Origin of the sequence: Prevotella phocaeensis (assembly GCF_900065875.1) — a bacterium.
Lineage (GTDB): Bacteria > Bacteroidota > Bacteroidia > Bacteroidales > Bacteroidaceae > Prevotella > Prevotella phocaeensis.
The window spans coordinates 165,834-182,995 of sequence record NZ_LT160626.1; the positions used below are offsets into that span (position 1 = coordinate 165,834).

General features: G+C 46.9%; 17 protein-coding genes. 12 read left to right on the forward strand and 5 right to left on the reverse strand.

Translation table 11 applies throughout. The features are described from left to right. Window positions 1–312: 312 nt before the first annotated feature. From BN3912_RS08870 to BN3912_RS08895, 6 genes are all read left to right on the forward strand, one after another. Complete coding sequence (locus BN3912_RS08870; protein WP_004369857.1) at window positions 313–732, forward strand: PaaI family thioesterase; 420 nt, start codon at window positions 313–315, stop codon at window positions 730–732. Continuing rightward, on the forward strand, window positions 725–1,771 hold the full coding sequence (locus BN3912_RS08875) for a chorismate-binding protein (RefSeq protein ID WP_023983638.1): 1,047 nt from the start codon (window positions 725–727) through the stop codon (window positions 1,769–1,771). The genes BN3912_RS08870 and BN3912_RS08875 overlap by 8 nt, the downstream gene beginning before the upstream one ends. Continuing rightward, window positions 1,764–3,410 carry a 2-succinyl-5-enolpyruvyl-6-hydroxy-3-cyclohexene-1-carboxylic-acid synthase gene (menD, locus tag BN3912_RS08880; protein WP_023983637.1) on the forward strand — a complete coding sequence of 549 codons (1,647 nt, stop codon included), beginning with the start codon at window positions 1,764–1,766 and terminating at the stop codon, window positions 3,408–3,410. Before BN3912_RS08875 ends, menD begins: the two co-directional genes overlap by 8 nt. 74 nt (window positions 3,411–3,484) lie before the next feature. Further along, on the forward strand, window positions 3,485–4,312 hold the full coding sequence (menB, locus tag BN3912_RS08885) for a 1,4-dihydroxy-2-naphthoyl-CoA synthase (protein ID WP_023983636.1): 828 nt from the start codon (window positions 3,485–3,487) through the stop codon (window positions 4,310–4,312). Between the two features lie 34 nt (window positions 4,313–4,346). Beyond that, window positions 4,347–5,384 (forward strand): o-succinylbenzoate synthase, encoded by a 1,038-nt coding sequence (gene menC / locus BN3912_RS08890; RefSeq protein ID WP_023983635.1) that lies wholly within the window; start codon window positions 4,347–4,349, stop codon window positions 5,382–5,384. Next, the gene (locus BN3912_RS08895) at window positions 5,363–6,349 is read left to right on the forward strand and encodes an AMP-binding protein (RefSeq protein WP_023983634.1); all 987 of its coding nucleotides are present in this window, start codon (window positions 5,363–5,365) and stop codon (window positions 6,347–6,349) included. Before menC ends, BN3912_RS08895 begins: the two co-directional genes overlap by 22 nt. A gap of 168 nt (window positions 6,350–6,517) precedes the next feature. Here the strand turns inward: BN3912_RS08895 and aroB are convergent, their stop codons facing one another. Next, window positions 6,518–7,567 carry a 3-dehydroquinate synthase gene (gene aroB / locus BN3912_RS08900; protein ID WP_023983633.1) on the reverse strand — a complete coding sequence of 350 codons (1,050 nt, stop codon included), beginning with the start codon at window positions 7,565–7,567 and terminating at the stop codon, window positions 6,518–6,520. A 240-nt stretch (window positions 7,568–7,807) separates the two neighbouring features. Between aroB and BN3912_RS08905 the strand changes: the two genes are divergently transcribed. After that, window positions 7,808–10,771: a TonB-dependent receptor gene (locus tag BN3912_RS08905; protein WP_023983632.1), complete on the forward strand. Its 2,964-nt coding sequence runs from the start codon at window positions 7,808–7,810 to the stop codon at window positions 10,769–10,771. 202 nt (window positions 10,772–10,973) lie between these two features. Here BN3912_RS08905 and BN3912_RS08910 read toward each other — a convergent pair whose 3' ends face one another. The 4 genes from BN3912_RS08910 to BN3912_RS08925 form a co-directional block, all read right to left on the reverse strand. Then, window positions 10,974–11,576, reverse strand: a complete 603-nt coding sequence (locus BN3912_RS08910) for a porin family protein (RefSeq protein WP_016665237.1) — start codon at window positions 11,574–11,576, stop codon at window positions 10,974–10,976. Between the two features lie 127 nt (window positions 11,577–11,703). After that, a complete protein-coding gene (locus tag BN3912_RS08915) occupies window positions 11,704–12,138 on the reverse strand; it encodes an RNA-binding S4 domain-containing protein (RefSeq protein WP_023983631.1) in 435 nt (144 codons plus the stop codon). Continuing rightward, window positions 12,135–12,710, reverse strand: a complete 576-nt coding sequence (gene pth / locus BN3912_RS08920) for an aminoacyl-tRNA hydrolase (RefSeq protein ID WP_023983630.1) — start codon at window positions 12,708–12,710, stop codon at window positions 12,135–12,137. Before pth ends, BN3912_RS08915 begins: the two co-directional genes overlap by 4 nt. A gap of 65 nt (window positions 12,711–12,775) precedes the next feature. Continuing rightward, window positions 12,776–13,405: a 50S ribosomal protein L25/general stress protein Ctc gene (locus tag BN3912_RS08925; RefSeq protein WP_023983629.1), complete on the reverse strand. Its 630-nt coding sequence runs from the start codon at window positions 13,403–13,405 to the stop codon at window positions 12,776–12,778. Window positions 13,406–13,640: 235 nt separating this feature from the next. Here BN3912_RS08925 and nusB point away from each other — a divergent pair, with 235 nt between their 5' ends. From nusB to BN3912_RS12335, 5 genes are read left to right on the forward strand one after another with little or no spacing between them, the layout of a single operon-like run. Then, window positions 13,641–14,630 (forward strand): transcription antitermination factor NusB, encoded by a 990-nt coding sequence (nusB, locus tag BN3912_RS08930; protein WP_023983628.1) that lies wholly within the window; start codon window positions 13,641–13,643, stop codon window positions 14,628–14,630. 19 nt (window positions 14,631–14,649) lie between these two features. After that, complete coding sequence (gene yajC, locus BN3912_RS08935) at window positions 14,650–14,973, forward strand: preprotein translocase subunit YajC (RefSeq protein ID WP_004369871.1); 324 nt, start codon at window positions 14,650–14,652, stop codon at window positions 14,971–14,973. Window positions 14,974–14,981: 8 nt separating this feature from the next. Continuing rightward, the gene (locus tag BN3912_RS08940) at window positions 14,982–15,965 is read left to right on the forward strand and encodes a CdaR family protein (RefSeq protein ID WP_023983627.1); all 984 of its coding nucleotides are present in this window, start codon (window positions 14,982–14,984) and stop codon (window positions 15,963–15,965) included. A gap of 53 nt (window positions 15,966–16,018) precedes the next feature. Beyond that, window positions 16,019–16,603 (forward strand): dephospho-CoA kinase, encoded by a 585-nt coding sequence (coaE, locus tag BN3912_RS12330; protein ID WP_023983626.1) that lies wholly within the window; start codon window positions 16,019–16,021, stop codon window positions 16,601–16,603. Window positions 16,604–16,605: 2 nt separating this feature from the next. After that, entirely contained in the window at window positions 16,606–17,055 is a 450-nt protein-coding gene (locus tag BN3912_RS12335) for a DUF5606 family protein (protein ID WP_023983625.1), read from the forward strand. The last annotated feature ends 107 nt before the right edge of the window (window positions 17,056–17,162 follow it).

A 17,162-nucleotide genomic window follows, 5' to 3' on the forward strand; every position in this document is an offset into this window, starting at 1 on the left:
ATTTATGGCTGAAAGCACTGTTTTTTATTGCTTTTTCATGTAGCTGTAAACATCGGGTATACAGAGTCGGTAAGATAGATATATAATGTAAGCGCCTTACATTGTAAATTTAAGCCGTTTACATCTGCAGTCTATGGACGACAAATGGTATATATGTCTCATATAGGATGGCAAAAGTGCTGCAATAACTGGTATAAAAATGATTTGCAGAGGGTATGTATATTAAAATAAAATACTATCTTTGCAACAAATAGATGGCTCCTCGGCCCTCTGTAATAGGGTGGCAGGACGCTGATATTTAACTTAAAGACTATGAATGTAGATAGGATCAACGATCTGATAACACGGCAGGAAGGACTGTCGACCACGCTCGGTATGGAGTTTATTTCGACACCTGAAGACGATACATGTATGGCCCGTATGCGGGTGAACGAACGTAATCGCCAGCCGTTCGGCTTTCTTAGCGGCGGTGCATCGCTGGCCTTGGCGGAGAATTTGGCAGGTGTAGGCAGCATGTCGCTGTGTCCCGACAAGATTTGCGTGGGCATCAGTGTGAGCGGGAAGCACGTTAGAGCCGTGCTGGAAGGCGATACAGTGACGGCATATGGCAGACTTCAGTTCAAAGGACATACGCTCCACGAATGGCACATAGATATTAAAAACAGCAAAGACGAACTGATTTCCACCGTTCAGGTAACCAATTACGTCATTCATCAAGACAAAGATGAGTAGTTATGTGATGTTCCGACTGCCCGAAGCTGCGGAGTATTCCGTCGTCAGACTGGCTGCCGACGAGCCCGAAAAGTTGTATTCGGCGGGCGCATTGAGCGGTAAGAGCGGCTTTGTTTTTGCACCTTTCTTTCCTTCGCAGGCGCATCCGGTTCTGTTGTTTGCCACAGATGAAATCTCTACATTGCCGCTGCCGCCTGCTGAAATGCCCCAAGCAGGCCGGACAGAGATAGTATGCCGTGACGACGGGCGCAGGCAGTATGCCGCAGACTTTACCCGCTTTCATCGAGAATTAGCGGCAGGCAATTTCGCTAAGCTCGTGCTCTCGCGGTGTTGCGAGGTGGAAATAGCGGTCTCGTTATCGCCGGAAACCCTTTTCATGCGTGCCTGTCATCTCTATCCTTCCATGTTTGTGGCATTGATATCTGCCCCCGAAAGCGGCACTTGGTTGATGGCAACGCCGGAGATATTGGTAGAAACAGCAGGAATGGAATACCGCACCATCGCCCTTGCAGGTACCATGAAAGGCAAACGGGATGCGGCGGATTGGAGCCTTAAGAACCGCGAAGAACAGGGGTATGTGGCAGCTTATATCCGCGAATGTCTAAAAGGTATCGCCGCAGATATTACGGAGCAGGGGCCTCAGACGGTACGGGCGGCAGACCTGTTGCACCTGCGCAGCGACTTTACTTTCCGCCTGAACGACGGACAGACGATAGGAAGTCTGCTCGAAGCCTTGCATCCTACGCCCGCCGTATGCGGACTTCCGAAGGATAAGGCACGCCGTTTCATCCTTTCAAACGAGTCTGTAGCGCGTGAATATTATAGTGGTTTCGCCGGTATAACGGGTGTCTGCGGCACCACGCAGCTATATGTAACCCTGCGATGTATGCAGATCGACGGCCGTAAATGCAGGCTCTATGCCGGCGGCGGACTGCTTCCAAGCAGCACAGAGCAGCAGGAATGGGACGAAACAGAGGCCAAAATGCAAACGATGATGCGCTGCCTATGTGCGGAACAGAATACGGAAAACGATGTATAGCAATAAGGAAAACGTAAATATACTTACGGCATTGCTCGCCTGTCATGGCGTCAGAACGGCCGTGGTGTGCCCGGGTTCGCGTAATGCGCCTATCGTTCATAATCTGAACGAGTGCCCTCTGATAACCTGTTATGCCGTTACCGATGAACGTTCGGCGGGCTTCTATGCCCTCGGTATGGCACAGGCGCTGGCCATGCCCGTGGCGGTTTGCGTTACTTCGGGTACAGCCTTGCTCAATTTGTCGCCTGCCGTAGCCGAGGCATATTATCAGCATTTGCCCCTTATCGTTATCTCTGCCGACCGTCCGGAGGCATGGATAGGCCAGCTTGACGGGCAGACTATGCCGCAAAAAGATGCCTTCGGGCGCTTTGTGTGCAAGGCTGTATCGCTGCCGGAACCGCAGAATAACGATGACAGATGGCTGTGTAACAGGCTTGTAAACGAGGCCTTGCTCGCCTCGATGCACCGTGGAGGCGGGCCGGTACATATCAATGTGCCCATCGGAAAGCCTTTGTTCGAGTTTACAACGTCCGAATTACCCCGACAGAGGGTAATAAAACGTATCGAAAGCGTAGCGGATACCGGCGCTATGGGCGATGTTGTTCGGGCTTTCAGTCATGCTCTGCGCCCGATGATCGTTATAGGTCAGCAAGACAGAGCGGCTGCCGATGCTTGCGAGGAGTTGCTTGTTGAACTGCAATCCTTGCTGCCTGTGCTTTACGAATGCTTGGGAATGCCCTCTTCTTCGTTGCTCGATCTGCACATAGAAGGCGCTTTGGATTTGATAAAAGGCAACGAAGAGCCCTATCTGCCCGACTTTGTTCTGTACATGGGCGATGCGCTCATCAGCAACAGACTGAAAAGTTTCTTGCGCAAGGGCAGAGGTCTGGAGGTGTGGGCGGTATCGCCCGACGGCGACATACACGATTCTTTCATGGCGCAGACGGGCGTTATCGAAGGCAAATCTTGGGAGGTTTTAAGCGTTATCCGTACCGCCTTGCAGTCGGATAAGTCGATCTGTCCCCATCAGGAACAAAGAGTATTTCTCGAACGTTGGAAGACTGTCTTGGACAAAGCCTATCTCCATGCGCATAACACGGCCTCTCCGTTCTCGGAACGCGGCGCTTTAGAGTGCTTCTTCGATGAACTTTATCTGCATACATCCATAGACTACGAACTTCAGGCGGGCAACAGCATGGCGGTGAGACTGGTGAATGAGTTTGCCGAGGAGCACGTTTGTTGCAATCGGGGAGTAAACGGAATAGAGGGAAGCCTGTCTACTGCGGCCGGTATGTCGGTGGTATCAGGGCGGATTGTGTTCTGTGTAATCGGCGATTTGAGCTTCTTTTACGACCAAAATGCACTGTGGAACGGCAATTTAAGGGGCAACCTGCGCGTGTTATTGCTGAACAACGGCCGCGGTGGAATATTCGACCGATTGCCCCATTTGGACGAAAGTGCGGCGAAAGAGCCGTATGTTGTCGGCGCTCACCATACCTCCGCGCAGGGCATTTGCATGCAAAATAACGTGACATACCTGCGGGCCGGCTCTTACAAAGAGATGGACGAGGCGCTGAAAACATTCATGCAACCGACGGCAGACCGTCCGATCGTGTTGGAAATATCGTTCGGCGGATAGAGACAAACTTATGGTATAACGCCGATAGGCCTATGGCATAACGTAAATAGACATACAGCATAATAGAAACAGATATGGCACATAGAGAATGGAAACCGATAGAAGGTTTCGACTTTAAGGAAATCCTGTTCGAGCAATACGGCCGTATTGCGAAGATTACAATCAACAGAGAACGTTACCGCAATGCCTTTACACCGCTCACGACATGGGAGATGAGCCGTGCTTTCTCGTATTGCCGAGAGGCGCAGGATGTAAGGGTGGTGTTGCTGACCGGTGCCGGCAACAAGGCTTTTTGTGCCGGAGGCGACATGCATGTGAAAGGTAGAGGTGGCTATGTGGGTACGGATGGTGTGCCCAGACTGAACGTGTTGGACGTACAGATGCAGATACGACGCCTGCCGAAACCCGTTATAGCTATGGTAAACGGCTATGCTATCGGCGGCGGGCACGTGCTCCACGTGATGTGCGACCTTACGATAGCGAGCGAAAATGCCGTCTTCGGGCAGACCGGACCTAAGGTGGGTTCGTTCGATGCAGGCTTCGGAGCGTCGTATCTGGCACGTATCGTCGGTCAAAAGAAGGCGAGGGAAATATGGTTCATGTGCCGTCAATATACGGCACATGAGGCAGAGAGTATGGGTATGGTTAACAAAGTGGTGCCGTATAAGGACTTGGAAGACGAATGCGTGGCATGGGCAGAGACGATGATCGAACGGAGTCCGCTCGCTCTGCGTATGATCAAAGCCGGATTGAATGCCGAGTTAGACGGACAAGCCGGCATACAGGAGCTTGCCGGAGATGCCACCATGCTTTATTATACCATGGACGAAGCACAGGAAGGCGGTAGGGCTTTCTTGGAAAAACGTAAGCCCGATTTCGATCAATACCCGCAGTTTCCATAGATAAACATTTGGTACGGAGCTTATAGAAATGCCGATGAATTACGATATATCCGTTTCGGAACGCACGTTTCACTTCAAACAACCGGCGGGAACCTCGCGGGGTGTGTACACTACACGCCGTAGTTGGTTCTTGAAGATGACCTCTCCGCAGCTGCCGGAGGTGAGAGGTATCGGCGAATGTGCGCCCCTTCCGCAGTTGAGTTGCGATGATATACCGGAATATGAACGTATATTGAAAGATGTCTGCAGGATGGTTTGCCGGACCGGAAAGATAGACGTAAACATGTTGCGCCCGTATCCTTCGATGCTTTTCGGGCTGGAAACGGCGTGGCAGAGCCTGCATGCAGGTGGCACGAAACTGTTTGATACCCCTTTCGGCCGCGGCGAGGAGGGCATTCCGATTAACGGTCTGGTATGGATGGGCACATACGATGAGATGCTTGCACGCATTGAAGAAAAGCTGCGGATGGGCTTCCGTTGCATTAAAATGAAGATTGGAGCGATAGAATTCGATAAGGAAATGGCACTTATCCGCCACATACGCGAGCGTTACACTAAGGAGCAAATAGAATTGCGTGTGGATGCCAACGGCGGTTTTATACCCGATGAGGCCTTGAAGAAGCTCGAACTGTTGGCCCGATACGATATTCATTCCATCGAACAACCCATCCGTCAGCACCGGTGGAACGACATGGCAAGGCTGTGCAGAGAGTCGCCTTTGCCTATTGCCTTGGACGAAGAACTCATCGGAGTGAACCTTCCGGCAATGAAAGAAGCACTGCTCGACACCATCAGGCCGGCTTTCATCGTGTTGAAGCCCTCGCTTCACGGAGGTATGTACGGTACGGAAGAATGGATCAGAATGGCGAGGGAACGAGGCATAGGTTCATGGATAACGAGCGCACTCGAAAGCAATGTCGGCCTTAATGCCGTCGCCCATCTGGCCGCCAAGCTGTATGGACCGGCGATAGACCTGCCGCAGGGCTTAGGTACAGGGGCGCTTTTTACTGACAATATAGAAATGCCGATTGCGATGAAAGGCGATAAATTATGGTTCTCAGCGAGTTCTTAGACGAATGGAACGGCCGTTCGGCAACATTGCTTGTGCATACAAGCGGTTCCACCGGTAAGCCCAAGCTCATACAGGTGGAGAAGAAACGTATGGAAGAGAGTGCGCGCATCACCTGTAACTTCTTGGGATTGCAGCCCGACGATACGGCGCTGTTGTGCCTGCCGTTAGACTATATTGCCGGAAAGATGATGGTTGTGCGTGCTTTGACATGCGGGCTCGAGCTGATAGAAGTACCCCCTGCGGGCCATCCGCTGGCATGCTTGGTCGGCAAGGGGCGGCACATAGACTTTGCAGCTATGGTTCCTATGCAGGTATATAATAGCTTGCAGGTGTCCGAGGAATGCAAACTGTTGCAGACAATACGCCATCTGATTATCGGAGGCGGTGCGATAGACGATGCTATGGAGCAGCAGTTGCGCACGTTTCCGAACGCTGTATGGAGCACGTACGGTATGACCGAAACGCTTTCGCATATTGCCTTGCGACGGTTGAGCGGTGCAGAGGCAAGCCTGTGGTACACGCCTTTCGAGAGTGTAAGGGTGGGCTTGAACAAAGATAATTGCTTGGTGATAGATGCGCCACGGGTATGTAACGCCGTTCTGACGACCAATGATGTTGCCGAGATGGCCGAAGACGGGCGACATTTCCGTATCATAGGACGGAAAGACAACGTGATCGACAGCGGCGGCATCAAAATTCAAGCCGAAGAGGTGGAACGTCTGTTGCGCCCATACATGCCGGAACCTTATTTAATAACCAAGCGGCATGACGGCGAGTTCGGCGAGGCGGTGGTGCTGCTTGTGCAGTCTGCCGACGTTGAACAGGTACGTGAGGTATGCCGGAGGGCGCTTCCGAAATACTGGCAGCCGCGCTGTATCTTGTCTGTAAGTGCCATTCCCATGACACAGACGGGCAAGCTCGACCGTGCGCGAGCGGAATGTATGGCCTCTCGAGGGGAGGAGTAGGGACGATGGTCTTCCTCTAACTCTCCCCTGTAGAGGGAGTTGGAGGAAGGCTGATATTGCAAATGCCTTTCTTACATTGCTTATCTATGCCCGTTGGAATGCCTGTCTGGGTTTAACGGGTGCATGGTTTGCGGAAATTTTGTGCGGGAAATGTTTGAGGAAAGTGCACTATTCGCCTTCGCGATAGAAGTCGAATGTCTCTTTTATTTCGTCTTCCGTGGCCGTTTGATCGATTTTTATTTTTCCGATATCGCTTAGCAGTGTGAAGTTGATAGAGCCCGTAGTGTTCTTCTTATCGTGGTGCATCAGTTCGATAAGTTCGGCATAGTCGTCGCACGTAAAGTCTAACTTGTCGTAATATTCCTTGATAAAATTAACGGTCTGTCGCATTTTATCGGCGGGAAAGCCGGCTTTTACAGCGCTTAGATACAGCTCGCAAACCAGTCCGTAGGCCACCGCGTAGCCGTGGAGTATAGGTTTACGATGGAGAGACCACGCCTCAAAGGCATGTCCGAAGGTATGTCCGAGATTTAATGCCTTACGGATACCCTTTTCGAGCGGATCTTTTGTTACTATTGTTTCCTTAATTTTTACCGATTCGGCAACCATCCGTTGCAGTTGTCCGAGGTTTCTGTCGGCGATATCGAAGTCTATCAGCTGCGCCCACATGGCTCGATTGCTGATGAGTCCGTGCTTGATCATTTCGGCATATCCGCTGTATATGTTCTCATGATCGAGTGTTTGCAGGAATTTCGTGTTCAGAATAACGAAGCGAGCATTGCAGAATGTTCCGATTTCGTTCTTCAGACCGTTGAAGTTGATGCCTGTTTTTCCGCCCACAGAGGCATCGACCATGGCCAGCAGGGTAGTGGGGATGTTGATGAAATCGATGCCCCTTTTGAAGGTAGAAGCTGCAAATCCGCCCAGATCGGTTACCATTCCGCCGCCCAAGTTGATAAGACAAGAGTGGCGGGTTGCACCGCCTTCGGCAAGCGACTGCCATACCTGCGCGAGCGATTGTAGGTTTTTGTGCGTGTCGGTGGCGCCGATTACGATTGGCATAGCGTTCTTCAGTACGAAGAAATTGCATACTGCGGGCCAGCATTTCTTGTAGGTTACGGTGTCTGTAAGCACGAAAATACGGTCGTGTTCGCATTCAGAAATGGCAACGGCAAGGTCTTGTTGAAGATTTTGGGAAATAAGGATATTCTGCTTCATAATCGTTCGAACGTAAGAAAATATGATGACAAATATACGAAAAAGATGCTTTCGCGGAACATAAATGGCAGGTTTTCTGCAATATTTCCTTACAGATTGCGCACATAAGACTGCAAATGTGCAAAAAAATGAGATGCAAATAGAAAAAATATTCGTCGTAAATATTTTTATCGTGCGGTTTAAACCATTCCGGCGTTCAGCCATCTAATAAAATGTGGATATAGGAAATTTCGACATAAAATGAAAAGAACGTTCCTTTTTGCGGTGCTGTTCGCGATGGCATTCGTAGCGGTGTCGGCGCAGAACAGACAGATTACGGGTACGCTTGTTGACAAAGATACAAAAGACGCAATGGTGCAGTCGACCGTGCAGTTATTGAAAACAGACAGCACGTTCGTAACCGGTGCCATCTCCGATGAGAACGGAAAATTCAGTATAACGGCACCAAAGGACGGCAAATATCTGCTAAAGATTTCGAGTGTAGGCTATTCTACTACGGTTAAACAGATAGAATTGACGGCCGATAAAGACCTTTCGTTGGGCACGGTCGATATGAAAACCGATGCTGTGATGCTGAAAGGAGCTACCGTGATGGGGCAGGCAATGAAAGTAACGGTGAAAGAAGACACCTTTATATATAATGCCTCGGCCTACAGGACGCCCGAAGGATCGGTGGTGGAAGAACTTGTAAAGCGGCTACCCGGTGCACAGATAGACGATAGCGGCAAGATAACGGTGAACGGTAAGGAGGTGAAAAAGATATTAGTTGATGGGAAAGAGTTCATGACAGGCGATACTCAGACGGCACTGAAGAACCTTCCGACATCGATTGTCGACAGGATAAAAACCTACGACGAGAAAAGCGACTTATCGAAAGTGACGGGTATAGACGACGGAAACGAGCAGACCGTGCTCGATTTTGGACTGAAACGCGGCATGAACCACGGTACTTTTTCGAACGTAGACCTCGCTTTAGGCACGAAAAACCGCTATGCCGAACGGCTTATGGGGGCTTATTTCAACAGCAAGTACCGCGTGATGCTCTTCGGAGGAGGTAATAATACCGGCGATATGGGGTTCGGCGGACGAGGCGGAGGGTTCGGTCGAGGACTCAATGGGCTCAATGCAAGCAAGATGATCGGTGCGAATTTCAACTATGAAGAGAAAGACAAGCTGAAGATCGACGGTAGTGTAAGGTGGAATCATTCTGATGGCGATGTAAGTACAAAGCGTTCTTCGGAGAATTTTGTAAGCACGGTAGGTTCGTTTTCTAACGGTCTTAATCAAAGTTATACCCGCGGAAACCGGTGGAATGCGCAGATGAGATTGGAGTGGCAACCCGACAGTATGACCGATATTATGTTCCGTCCGACGGCGAGTTACAGTACTAACGATGGCAGCGGATGGGGTATGTCGGCTTCGTATAACGCCGATCCGTACCTCTATGTTGCCGATCCGCTCTCGGTAGCATCTATAAATAGGTTGGCTGCCGATAGTCTGATGGTGAACTTGCGCAACAACAATTCCGTCACTTACAGCAGCAATAAGCAGTTCGGGGGGATGCTGCAATACAATCGCAAGTTTGGAAATATGGGAAGAAACGTTACGCTGCGGCTTGATGGGAGTTACAGTGAGAGCAACAGTAAGAGCTTTTCGGCGAGCAATGTGCACCTGTATCAGGTGAAAGACAGGCTGGGCAACGACTCTACTTATCAGACCAACCGCTACAATCTTGTGCCTGTGAAAAGTTGGAACTATAGTGCGAAAACTACTTATAGCGAGCCTTTGTGGCGCGCAACATTCCTTCAATTCAGCTATCAGTTTGCCTATAGCTACAGAAAGAGCGACCGCTCGACATACGATTTCAGCAATCTGGGCGAACAGTTTTTTGCCGGTATCAGTCCTGCTTACCGTAACTGGGACGGGTACCTCTCGCGTCTGCCCCGTCCGTATGAGAGTTATCTCGATACCGATTTGAGTCGTTATTCGGAATACAAAAACTACACGCACGAACTGGAAGTGATGTTCAGAATGATTCGAGAGAGATTTAATTTCAATATAGGTGTGATGTTACAGCCGCAGAAGTCGCATTTTATACAGAATTACCAAGGTGTCAGCATAGATACTACGCGTACCGTAGCCAACTTTACGCCTACACTCGACTTCCGTTACCGTTTCTCCGAGGTAAGTAATCTGCGCATCAATTATCGCGGAACCACATCGCAACCCGACATGACACAACTGCTCGATATTACCGATGATAGTGATCCGTTGAATATTTCGAAGGGTAATCCGGGATTGAAACCATCGTTTACCAATACTTTCCGTTTCTTTTACAATAACTATACCCAAAACCACGCACGGTCTATAATGACACATCTCAATTTCAGTACCACTCGTAATAGCATTAGCAATAAGGTGACATACGACGAGACCACGGGTGGACGTACTACGCAACCCGAAAATATCAACGGTAACTGGGATTTGAACGGCGCATTCATGTTCAACACGTCTGTAGACTCTGCCGGCTATTGGAATGTCAATACTTTTACTAATCTGGGCTATAACAATTATGTAGGCTATTTAAGTATTGATCGCACGGTCGGTTCACAGAAAAACGTTACCCGTTCATTGAGCATCGGTGAGCGTTTGGCGGGCAGTTTTCGCAACGCATGGTTAGAGGTTGAGTTGGATGGAGGATTAAATTATGTGCACTCTCGCAACCAGTTGCAGAGCTCGAGCAATCTCGATACTTGGCAATTTTCTTACGGATTGAACATCAATCTGACGGCTCCGTGGGGTACGAGTCTTGCAACAGACATTCATGAAAACAGTCGCCGAGGTTATAACGATCGTTCGTTAAACACTAATGAACTTGTGTGGAATGCCCAATTTTCGCACGCCTTCCTGCGCAGCAAAGCTCTTACATTGAGTTTGCAATTTTATGATATCTTACGCCGACAGAGCAATTTAAGCCGTACGATCGATGCCATGCAGCGCAGCGATACCGAATATAATAGTATCAATAGCTACGCCATGCTGCATGTTATTTACCGTCTGAATATCTTCGGTGGCAAGAGTGGAGGAGAACATCGTCCTGATTTCGGCCCTCCCGATGGCAGACGTGGCGGGCGCAGGGGCGGTCCGGGTGGCTTCGGTGGGGGAAGACCGCCGCGCGGAGGCTTTGGCGGGCCGATGATGTAGCTTATTCTATTGTACGTATTTACTGTCATATCATCAACAAAAATATACTTTAACCATTTGATATTTATTTGTTCTCTTCTGTTTTTAATGGTATGACGGTAAAGTAAAGAAAACATTAAATTAACGTGAATTGATGAACTCACGTTAATTTATAATTCCTTATTGCACGCTGTACAATAATTCTTAATTTAGGATTCCTAATTTATAATTTGAATTTATATCCTACGGTAAATTGGAATACGCTGTTCTTGCTGTCTGTGTCTTCCACGACTTCCGTGAGTCCGAGATTGTAACGACCGTCGATGACGATGTTGTTAAATTCATAAGAAATACCGACCGGAAGCGATAGATCGAAACTTTTCGACTCTAATCCTACCTTTGATAGATCCATTTCAGCGGACATACCGTTGGCTGTAACCTTTATTTTATCTGTGGTGTTGAAACCGGGTTGCAATCCTACTTTTACTGCGAAGTTCTTGGCTACATATACATTTGCAAGGATGGGAATATTGATGTAATCCATTTTGACGGTTCCCTTAGCTTTTGTTCCTTCAATGGTTACGTCGGCCTTAGCGCCTTGCATCGAATAGAGAAGTCCTGCTGAGATGCTGATGAGATCGGATGCCTGATATTCGAATTCGGCTCCGGCTGCCATGCCAAATCTTGGATCTGCGCCTTCTGAATTGGTAAAGTTGGCAATGTTTAGGCCCACTTTAGGCTGAATAGTGAGGCTACCCGTTTCGTGTTGTGCGAATGTTGTTACGGACGAAAGCAGCATGGCGATCATAAAAATAATCTTTTTCATATTTGAAATTATTAAGTTTAACATTCGGATTTCTCATTGGGAAATCCGGTCTTCTGTAATTCTATCGGCTACAAAAATAGAAAGAAATATATGAAAAGCAAAATATTTCGCGAAATATTACCCGTTTTTACAGAGGGTATTCGTCGTTTTCATTGGGATCGGGCAGCTCTTCGAAGCCAAACATTGTGGGTTCTATGAAAGCATCGATAGCACGACGGTCTTTCTTGGTAGGTCGCCCCGTACCTCGTGCACGGGCTATGAAGCCGCTGATGCGGCTCATTTCTAAAAGCTCATATTGCTTGGGATCGGTTACGTTTTCGTATATCTCGGGAATGAATTTGGCGCCAACGCGCTGTTCGATGGGCTGTAGTATTTTAAATGAATAAGTAATCGGCGGTTTCTTAACAGACACGGTTTCGCCGGCTTTTACGGTGTGGCTCGGCTTTACATTTATACCGCTGACGGTTACTCTACCGTTCTTACAGGCATCGGCAGCTACAGACCGTGTTTTAAAAATACGCGCTGCCCATAGCCATTTATCTATTCTGGCTTCTTTATTCATTGCTTTTTGCCAATCTTGTTGAATTGGTTCATGGTAATGTCGGTACCTGCCAACACGAAACTCTTGATGATTTCTACGGCTATATCAATACTTGGCTGGAGCGTATTCATATCCTCTTCGCGGTATCGGCCGAGCACCCAATTTATTTGTCCGCCTTTGGGATAATCGTTGCCGATACCTATTCTGAGGCGTGCGAAGTCTTGTCCGATAAGTTGTTGAATATGTCCGAGCCCGTTATGTCCGCCATTACTGCCATTCGATTTTAATCGGAAAGCTCCTAAAGGGAGTGCAACGTCATCGGAAACTACAAGCAATTTCTTTTGATCTATGTTTTCTTTTGTGAGCCAATAGCGTACGGCATTGCCGCTAAGGTTCATGAATGTGGTGGGTTTCAGCAGGATTACCTTTCGCCCTTTTAGGTTTGTTTCCGCGACAAAACCATAACGTTTGTCCTCAAAAACAATATTGGACGCCTTCGCAAAAGCGTCCAATACCATGAAACCTGTATTGTGTCGGGTACCTACATATTCGTCTCCCGGGTTTCCCAATCCACAAATCAAATATTTATCCATCTATTTTACAGACTGTTGATAAACGATGCAGACCGATATGTTTTGTAAAACGGTCTGCATTTATATTATTCGGCCGGTGCTTCTTCTTTTTCTTCTTCAGAGTCCACTGCTTCGGTTACAGTGGTTGTAGCGGCCTGACGTGTCATCTTGATAGAACATACAACAACATCTTTTCCTGTAGCTAATTCCAGTCCTTCGTAGCTCAATTCTCCCACCTTGATACTTTTACCGATGGTAAGTTTGGTAACATCGATATCAAGATGCTCCGGAATTTGTTGATAGGGAGCCGTTACGTTGATCTTACGGATAGAAAGATTCATGCGACCGCCATCGCGTACACCCTGTGCAAGACCTACCAGTTTAACAGGTATTCCGATAGTGATAGGTTTCTGGTCGTTTACTTCGAAGAAGTCGACATGCAACAGAGCATCTGTTACCGGATGGAACTGCAGCTCTTTGAGTATAGCGGTATGCTCTTCACCATCGATGATAAGTCTGATTACATAGATGTGAGGTGTGTAAACGATCTTACGAAGTTCGCTCATAGGAGAAGCAAACGCCAATGCTACCGGCTTGCCGTCTTGCTTTGCTTCGCCATAAAGATTACACGGAACCAATCCTTCTTTACGAAGTACTTTAGAAGCTTTCTTTCCAAGGTTCTCACGCTTCTGACCTGAAACATTAATCTCTTTCATAATGTGTTACTCTAAATTAAGTTTATTAATATTCAATTTGCCTTAATTCACCATCACACAGAGAAACGACTCTACATTGATGTGCTTAAAAGCGATGCAAAGTTAAATGATTTTATCGGATTGTGCAAAGTTTCCCTTAAAAAACGTATAAATCGCCTATGTTTTCTTGCATATTCGATTGAAAACAACTATTTTTGCAGGATAATTACATTATTAAAACACAAATTATTAGAGAATGATTAATCGTGAGTTAATACGTATAAAGATAGTTCAGTTAACCTATGCATACTATCAGAATGGGAGTAAAAACATGGATAATGCCGAGAAGGAACTTCTTTTCAGCCTTTCTAAGTCATACGATCTATATAATTATCTACTCGAACTTATTATTGCCATCACGAAAGAAGAGCGTTTGCGTATAGAGGTGGCTACTCAACGGGCAGAACGTGAGGGAACCGAGATGCCTAATGCAAAGTTTGCGTTCAATAAGTTTGCTGTTCAATTGGAAGAAAACAAAATGTTGAATGAATTTATCGAGAACCAGAAGTTAACGTGGGATAACGATAAGGAGTTTATTCGCAAGCTGTGTAACCAAATTGAACAGAGCTCTGCTTACAATGAATATATGGCTTCAGAAGAAAATTCTTTTGAAGCTGACCGAGAAATTTGGCGCAAACTTTATAAACAATTGATACAGGAGAACGAGGAAATAGACTCGATTCTCGAGGAGAAAAACCTCTATTGGAACGATGACAAGGAAATTGTAGATACGTTCGTATTGAAAACCATTAAGCGTTTTGATCCCAAAAACAAGTCGAAGCAGGAGCTCCTTCCGGAATATAAGGATATGGAAGATAAGGATTTTGCATGCAAATTGTTCCGTGCTACTATCCTCAATGCCGACCAATACCAGCATTATATGAGCGAAACATCGCGTAATTGGGATTTTTCGCGCTTGGCTTATATGGACGTGGTTATTATGCAGATCGCCATTGCAGAGATGCTTACGTTTCCCAATATACCCGTAAGTGTAACGATAAACGAGTATGTCGATCTGGCTAAACTATACAGTACGCCGAAAAGCGGGGGCTATATAAATGGCATGCTCGACTCAATTGCTCGTTATCTAATAGGTTCCGGCAAGATGATGAAAGCGATGGAATCCCAACGTCAGGCACATGTGGCGGTACCGAAACCGGAGAATAATGAAAGTAATCAGAAATAATTAATCAAACAGATAAATAATGAGTACAATGTTATTGGCAGCACAAGGCGCTGCAGGAGGCGGAGGCATGGGTATGTTAATCATGATTGTGGCAATGTTTGTCATTATGTGGTTCTTCATGATACGTCCTCAACAAAAGAAACAGAAAGAAATCCGTAACTTCCAGAATTCGCTTCAGGAGGGTTCATCGGTTGTTACCAACGGCGGTATTTACGGTAAAGTGAAGCATATCGACTTGAGTACAAACAAGGTAGAAGTAGAAATTGCCCGCGGTGTGGTAATTGAAGTAGACAAAAACTACATCTTTGCAGACGCATCGTCTCAGGCACCTAATAAGGCATAGAAGTTCGAATGAAAGCTGAATTGAGACGGGCCATATTACTTGTAAGGAACTTCTTGTTCAGTTCTGTGAACAAGGAGTTTCTCGTTTTTTTGTTCTTTCTCTCGCTCAGCGGGGCCTTTTGGCTGTCGATGACGCTCGATGAAAGCTACGAAAAGGAAGTTGCCGTCCCCATCAAATTAGTCAACATTCCGAAGAATGCCGTCATTACGACAGAGATAGAAGATACCGTACGCGTAACCATACGTGATAAAGGTTTCGCTTTTCTGCCCTATCTTTACGGAGAAGGCATCCGTCCGGTTACGATAAACTTTGCTTCTTACGCCAATAAAAACTCAGGCAGAGGTGTTGTTCCTATTGCCGATGTACAAAAAATGATCTATCAACGGCTGTCGGGTTCATCGCGTATCACGGGTATCAAACCCGATCGTTTAGACTTTTATTTCAATTTCGGACTGTCGAAACAGGTTCCTGTGCGTATTTCCGGTGGCATTTTACCCGCCAAGAACTACTATCTGGCTTCTGTAAATATCGCTCCGGAAGTGGTAACTATTTATGCGAGCAAGGATATACTCGACAGCGTAAGGTATATATCTACCGAAGAAGTCAACATAACCAATTTCGAAGATACCGTTGTCCGGAAAGTTCATCTCAAGAAAATACGCGGTGTAAAGGCAGTCCCCGCCATAGTTTCCATCCGTCTTTCGCCCGATATTCTAACGGAGGAGAGCTATGATGTGCCTATAACTGCTATCAATATGCCCCAAGGAAAGGTGCTCCGCACGTTCCCTCGGCGTGTTGCAGTGAAATTCAATGTCGGAGCCAGCGCTTTTCGGTATATCAAATTCAACGAATTTCGTGTAATAGCAGATTATAAAGAGTTGGAAAATCATCCGTCTGATAAGTGTACAATTTATCTGAACAGCGTACCTCATAACGTGAGAAATGCACGACTTTCCGTAACAAGAGTAGACTATGTCGTTGAACAGCAGTAGCATATAGTACTGTTATATGATTTTATAATTCCTAACAAATATATGCCGTTATTGTGGTAAATAGTCCGAAAGTCGCAATTACCGGAGGTATCGGTAGCGGCAAAACGCATGTGTGCCGACTGCTCGAAGAGCGGGGTATCCGTGTTTACGACTGCGATGAGGCAGCCAAGAGGCTTATGCAGACATCGGAAGAGTTGCAGCGCAAGCTCAAAAATCTTGTAGGCAGCGGTGTATATATAAATAAGGTGTTACAGAAATCGGTATTAGCCAAGTTTCTTTTGGCATCGAACCAGAACAAACAGGCAGTCAATGATATTGTGCATCCTGCCGTGGCCAGTGACTTCGAAACATCTGGATATTGTTGGTTAGAGAGTGCTATACTCTTCGAATCCGGCTTTTTCAGACGCACGCATTTCGATTTTGTGGTTTGCATTACGGCTCCTTTAGAGACCAGAGTAGCACGTGTAATGGCACGAGACGGTATTTCTCGCACTCGGGCATTGGCATGGATCAACAGCCAGATGGCACAGGAAGAAATGCTGAAACTTTCTGATTTCGAAATCGTAAATAACGGCGAGAGCGACGTGAATATTCAAATAAGCAATATATTGAAACAGATAAACAATACAAATCATTAAGAATGGAAACAATACTTTCAATTGCCGGCAAGCCCGGATTGTATAGATTAGTGTCGAGAGGTAAAATGAATCTTATTGTAGAATCTTTAGATGAGGCCCGTAAACGTATGCCCGCATTCGCTACAGACCGTGTGACGAGCTTGGGAGACATTGCCATTTACACCGATGCCGACGATGTTCCTTTGTGGCAGGTGCTCAAGAAATTGGGTGAAAAGGAACTGTCTAAAGAGGCTACATTTAATTATAAGAAAGCAAGCAGCAAGGAATTGCGCAAATATTTTGCCGAAGTGTTGCCCGATTTCGATCATGATCGGGTACACGACAGCGATATCAAGAAACTGTTGCAATGGTATAATATTCTTGTAAAGAACGGTATTACCGATTTTGAAGCTGCGCTTGCGCCGACCGAGGGCGACAATGTACAAGACCGGATCGATACTTCTGATAAGTAAACAGCTATCAAGTTAGGAGTTAGGATGCTATATAATAGAGGCATCAAGTAAATAGTTGTGTTATTTGAGGTACACTAAGTGCTCAAACAACACAACCATTTATTCTA